At 41.9% G+C, this 2,702-nt stretch carries 2 protein-coding genes; both read left to right on the top strand.

Annotated features, from left to right (window positions below; genetic code table 11):
• Window positions 1-916 precede the first annotated feature (916 nt).
• Window positions 917-1,204, top strand: a complete 288-nt coding sequence (locus AC4II3_RS31405) for a DUF433 domain-containing protein (RefSeq protein ID WP_488017376.1) — start codon at window positions 917-919, stop codon at window positions 1,202-1,204.
• 2 nt (window positions 1,205-1,206) lie between these two features.
• Complete coding sequence (locus AC4II3_RS31400) at window positions 1,207-1,569, top strand: DUF5615 family PIN-like protein (protein WP_488017374.1); 363 nt, start codon at window positions 1,207-1,209, stop codon at window positions 1,567-1,569.
• Window positions 1,570-2,702: the final 1,133 nt, after the last annotated feature.

The following is a 2,702-nucleotide window of genomic DNA, read 5'->3' as shown; positions in this document are numbered from 1 at the left end:
AAACCTCATATCAAACCTCATAAACCTCATATCAAACCTCATAAACCTCATATCAAACCTCATATCAAACCTCATAAACCTCATATCAAACCTCATAAAACTCATATAAAACCTCATAAACAGGGTAAACACCAGTCATTTTGTATTTATTAATACTGAAATAAATACAAAAATAGTATCAAAAATATATAATCACCCGGAAGAATATCGATAAGACCAAAACATTGCTCAATTATTGGCCGTTTTATCCTTGGTCGATTTGAGAGTGCGTTCGCGTAGCGTGACCAAAGGTCAATCGCTCTTGTAGTGGACCGACACATTTAAAATGGTGCAATAAGCGTAGGTTGGGTTGAAGAATGAAACCCAACACCAGTAACCCTTTGTTGGGTTTCCCTTTAGCTCAACCCAACAAACATTTTTAGCTGTGCCACGCCAGTAGGGTGCTTCGCGGTGAAATGTAACGCACCATCAATATCCAAATTGAAACCAAACCTTTCTAAAGCAATACCATGGTGCGTTACGGCTTCAACGCTTTGTTATATCAACTAATATTCTCAACCAAAACGCCTAACGCACCCTACAAAATTCCCAAATAATATTCATACTATCTCCAAAATTAAACCTATTAAATTAAATTTGCGAACGAGCAAAATTTTAAGCATTATGCTGATAGCTGATAGCTGATAGCTGACCGCTGACCGCTGATAGGGCGATTGGCCGTAGGCCACGCTACGCGATCGCCTCTTGTAGGGTGGGCAAATAGACATGATTCCTAATTAAATTGCCAAACTATTATAATTTGCACACCCTACCCGCTCCGAATGCGATTGGCCAAAGGCCTCAGCTTCCGCGCTTATGCGATCGCCCTATAGTTTAGAATAAGGGAAAAACCACCATTATCAATTGGAGAAACCCCTTGGCAGCCCTTACCGACATTGGCAAACTGATCAGTACTGATGCCAATAGTAATCGTCCAGTCATTGCAGGAACTCGAACCTCTGTGCGCCGAATTGCTGGCCTATATAATCAAGGTAACAACGCTGAAGAAATAGCGAGACGATTAAATCACCTAACAATCACTCAAATTTATGCCGCATTAACTTATTATCATGCTAACCGTCAGGAAATAGACGAAGATATCGCAGCCGAACAAACCGCCTATGAAGAACTAGCCAAACAACATTATCAGGCCACCAAACCCTAAACATGACACAGATTCGCCTTTATTTAGATGAAGATACCATGGATAGCGATCTGATCATGGCTTTGCGTCTTCGCAACGTGAATGTTGTCTCGACAGGGGAAGCTCAAATGTTGTCCCGTAGCGATGAAGAACAATTACAATGGGCCTATGACCATCAGCGTGTGATTTATAGCTTTAATGCCCGAGACTTTTATAGAATTCATACTAATTTTATCTGGAAAAGACAAGAGCATTCAGGGATTATTTTAGGGTTTCAAAACTATTCCATTGGTGAGCAAATGCGGCGGATTTTAAGGATAATTACCACTAAATCAGCAGAAGAAATGAAAAATAAAGTAGAATTTTTAAGTGCTTGGGGAGAATAATAGCGTAAGCTTTACCCCAGACACCAACGCCTGACGGGGTAACAAACAGCCTTAAAAGCTTTACGGGGTGTGGGGTGTGGGGTGATGGGTGTAGGGGAAGATCAGGAGCTGGCTGCGTTGCGACGGGACGGTTAAATCAGGTTTCGGACCGATTGTTATCGCACCGGCTCACTCCAAATTCCCTGTCAGCCATGCAAAGCGCGAGTGGGGGAAACCCCCGCGTGAAGGCTTAGGTGCGCTTTCCGTAGGCGAATTAAATTCGCCACGGGTCGCACCTCTGCATCGCTTCTATTTTCCCCACCCCCCACACCCCACACCCCATACCCTGTATAGTTTTTACCCTTGTTGTCACCCCCTCAGCACCAACGCTCTTCTAGGGTGCGAAGCCTGAAATGTAACGCACCATCAATATCCAAATTGAACCCAAACCTTTCTCAACCAATCCCACGGTGCGTTACGGCTTCAACGCTTTTTTCTCTCATATAATCGTCTCAACAAAACCGCCTAACGCACCCTACAAAATCCCAAAAATTTATTCATACTATATCCAAATTTAAACCCATTAAACTTTTTACCTTCGAGCAAAACAAAATTTTAATATTAGGCTGATAGCTGATAGCTGAACGCTGAACGCTGATAGCTGATAGCTGATAGCTGAACGCTGATAGCTCACCTTTCTTTCAATTCCCCCTCAACAAAAAAAAATCTAAAAACCCTTGACAACTTAATTTATAATCATTATGATTATATTTAAATAGCTAAAAACAATTATTCGATTATGCCTCAAAACTCTCAGCCAAATTCAAACGATAATTCAAACGGATTCGTTGTTCCGTACATTTTAAAAGGGTCTCGCGAGCAAATAACCCATACCGTATATATCCTTAATGGCTTGGGCTACGCTCAACTTACTGACTGGGGTCCTCTTCAACCGACGGGAAATCCAGGAGAATTTATTACAATTATGATGAGATATTGGATTTGGCGTTAACACCTTAAATTTCAGGGGGGGTTTCCCCCCTGGACAAAGCATCCGATCAGAATCGGATAGGTGAGAAAATTGAGTGCATAAGCGAAAATTCCTAGCCGTGGAAAGTATTTCTGCGGCTATTTTTTTGGGGTTATTAAGTTGA

It is taken from the genome of Moorena sp., assembly GCF_982860115.1.
Note: the sequence above shows the minus strand (reverse complement) of the source record. Positions and strands in the feature narration are given on the sequence as shown.

Bases quoted from the DNA above. Each gene is read 5' to 3' on its own strand.
- AC4II3_RS31400 (WP_488017374.1), top strand. From the start codon at position 1,207: ATGACACAGATTCGCCTTTATTTAGATGAAGATACCATGGATAGCGAT.